This window comes from uncultured Maribacter sp., assembly GCF_947495965.1.
Lineage (GTDB): Bacteria > Bacteroidota > Bacteroidia > Flavobacteriales > Flavobacteriaceae > Maribacter_B.
This window is the reverse complement of sequence record NZ_CANMBB010000016.1, coordinates 2,501-5,589: the sequence shown is the minus strand read 5'-3', so window position 1 is coordinate 5,589 and position 3,089 is coordinate 2,501. Positions and strand designations below refer to the sequence as shown.

Annotated in this window: 2 tRNA genes and 2 rRNA genes (1 of these 4 cut by a window edge); all 4 read left to right on the top strand. The window is 45.6% G+C overall.

The features are described from left to right. Positions 1-300: 300 nt before the first annotated feature. Positions 301-1,827: ribosomal RNA gene (locus tag Q0820_RS16825) — 16S ribosomal RNA — on the top strand. A gap of 133 nt (positions 1,828-1,960) precedes the next feature. Continuing rightward, positions 1,961-2,034 (top strand) — tRNA-Ile (locus Q0820_RS16820). A gap of 121 nt (positions 2,035-2,155) precedes the next feature. After that, positions 2,156-2,232 (top strand) — tRNA-Ala (locus Q0820_RS16815). Positions 2,233-2,435: 203 nt separating this feature from the next. Then, positions 2,436-3,089, top strand: a 23S ribosomal RNA gene (locus tag Q0820_RS16810); it runs 2,171 nt beyond the window's last position. The 16S and 23S rRNA genes sit together here with 2 tRNA genes alongside, the layout of an rRNA operon.

The following is a 3,089-nucleotide window of genomic DNA, read 5'->3' as shown; positions in this document are numbered from 1 at the left end:
AAGAGTTGTACGTTCCTTGATAAGCTGTTTTGAGATGGATTTAAAAAGAAAAAAATATTTTTTCAAATTTAATTTTGTCAGTTTAAAAAACAGTTATATATTTGCAGCCGCTTAGGGAAATAACTTAAGCAAAGAGACGAGAAGCCGAGTTAAATTGGCGGATAAAAGTTCATTGAAATATTGTAAAGACAGCGTAAGAATGTCGTTAGGAAACGAAGACATTTGAACATAAAGAATTTTAAATCGAGAGACGGGATTGAGAGCTATTTAGTTGTTGTTACTTAATACATTTAAAAAACAACGATGAAGAGTTTGATCCTGGCTCAGGATGAACGCTAGCGGCAGGCCTAACACATGCAAGTCGAGGGGTAACAGAGGAGCTTGCTTCTGCTGACGACCGGCGCACGGGTGCGCACCGCGTATGGAACCTACCTTTTACAGAGGGATAGCCCAGGGAAACTTGGATTAATATCTCATAGTATCATTTTTTAGCATTATAGAATGATTAAAGACTTCGGTCGGTAAAAGATGGCCATGCGTCCCATTAGCTAGATGGTAAGGTAACGGCTTACCATGGCTACGATGGGTAGGGGCCCTGAGAGGGGGATCCCCCACACTGGTACTGAGACACGGACCAGACTCCTACGGGAGGCAGCAGTGAGGAATATTGGACAATGGAGGAGACTCTGATCCAGCCATGCCGCGTGCAGGAAGAATGCCCTATGGGTAGTAAACTGCTTTTATACAGGAAGAAAAAGGGTTACGTGTAACCTACTGACGGTACTGTAAGAATAAGGACCGGCTAACTCCGTGCCAGCAGCCGCGGTAATACGGAGGGTCCGAGCGTTATCCGGAATTATTGGGTTTAAAGGGTCCGTAGGCGGGTCAATAAGTCAGGGGTGAAAGTTTGCAGCTCAACTGTAAAATTGCCTTTGATACTGTTGGTCTTGAGTTATAGTGAAGTTGCCGGAATATGTAGTGTAGCGGTGAAATGCATAGATATTACATAGAACACCGATTGCGAAGGCAGGTGACTAACTATATACTGACGCTGATGGACGAAAGCGTGGGGAGCGAACAGGATTAGATACCCTGGTAGTCCACGCCGTAAACGATGGATACTAGCTGTCCGAGGCCTTGAGTCTTGGGCGGCCAAGCGAAAGTGATAAGTATCCCACCTGGGGAGTACGTTCGCAAGAATGAAACTCAAAGGAATTGACGGGGGCCCGCACAAGCGGTGGAGCATGTGGTTTAATTCGATGATACGCGAGGAACCTTACCAGGGCTTAAATGTAGATTGACAGGACTAGAGATAGTTTTTCCTTCGGGCAATTTACAAGGTGCTGCATGGTTGTCGTCAGCTCGTGCCGTGAGGTGTCAGGTTAAGTCCTATAACGAGCGCAACCCCTGCCGTTAGTTGCCAGCATGTTAAGATGGGGACTCTAACGGGACTGCCGGTGCAAACCGTGAGGAAGGTGGGGATGACGTCAAATCATCACGGCCCTTACGTCCTGGGCCACACACGTGCTACAATGGTCGGTACAGAGAGCAGCCATGTTGCAAGACAGAGCGAATCTATAAAACCGATCACAGTTCGGATCGGGGTCTGCAACTCGACCCCGTGAAGCTGGAATCGCTAGTAATCGGATATCAGCCATGATCCGGTGAATACGTTCCCGGGCCTTGTACACACCGCCCGTCAAGCCATGGAAGCCGGGAGTGCCTGAAGTCCGTCACCGTAAGGAGCGGCCTAGGGCAAGATCGGTAACTAGGGCTAAGTCGTAACAAGGTAGCCGTACCGGAAGGTGCGGCTGGAACACCTCCTTTCTAGAGAACAATGACTAAAATTTATTTTGGTCCCGTTTTATCGATTTAATATTAAAAAAGTTGTCTTTATAATTATGATATATAAGTAAATAACATTTGGTTGTTTTTTTATAAAACAAAGAGTGTTAGGGACAGTCCCATAGCTCAGCTGGTTAGAGCGCTACACTGATAATGTAGAGGTCGGCAGTTCGAGTCTGCCTGGGACTACAAAAACCGAAGTAGATTAGAGATAATTTATGGAAGTTACGTTCATTAAGAAGTATTGAAGGAAATTTTAGAAGTTGTGCTACCTGTCAACTATAAACTGGCAACTGCCAACTTATAAAATGGGGGATTAGCTCAGCTGGCTAGAGCGCCTGCCTTGCACGCAGGAGGTCATCGGTTCGACTCCGATATTCTCCACCAGGCAATGCTTGGAGGTATTAATTTATCTTCATTTGTTGCAAGAGGAGTCACAAAGACATTTTTTTATACTTGTTAGTGGCGACTCGCCACAAGTTCATTGACATATTGGGATAGGGTATACATTTTTTAGGAAATGTTATACACAAAAGAAACACGAATTTTTTTTAGTAAAGAAGTACGAATTATAATAGAATAAAGGTCTAGCGACAAGCTGGAAAAGGGCGTATGGGGAATGCCTAGGCTCTCAGAGGCGATGAAGGACGTGATAAGCTGCGAAAAGCTGCGGGGATTGGCACACACGATATGATCCGCAGATATCCGAATGGGGCAACCCGGCATATTGAAGATATGTCATGCGAAAGCAAGCAAACCCGGTGAACTGAAACATCTAAGTAGCCGGAGGAGGAGAAAACAAAAGTGATTCCGATAGTAGCGGCGAGCGAAATTGGATTAGTCCAAACCATTGTTGTTTCGGCAATAATGGGGTTGTAGGACCACGATATTTGACGTGTAATGAATTAGAATACTTTGGAAAGAGTAACCATAGAGGGTGATAGTCCCGTATAAGTAAAGATCATTGTTGATAGTGGTATCCTGAGTAGTGCGGGGCACGTGAAACCCTGTATGAATCCGGCGGGACCATCCGCCAAGACTAAATACTCCTGAGAGACCGATAGTGAACCAGTACCGTGAGGGAAAGGTGAAAAGAACCGTGAATAACGGAGTGAAAAAGATCCTGAAACCATACGCTTACAAGCGGTCGGAGCCCGTAAGGGTGACGGCGTGCCTTTTGCATAATGAGCCTACGAGTTACTTTTACTAGCAAGGTTAAGTTCTTAAGGAACGGAGCCGTAGCG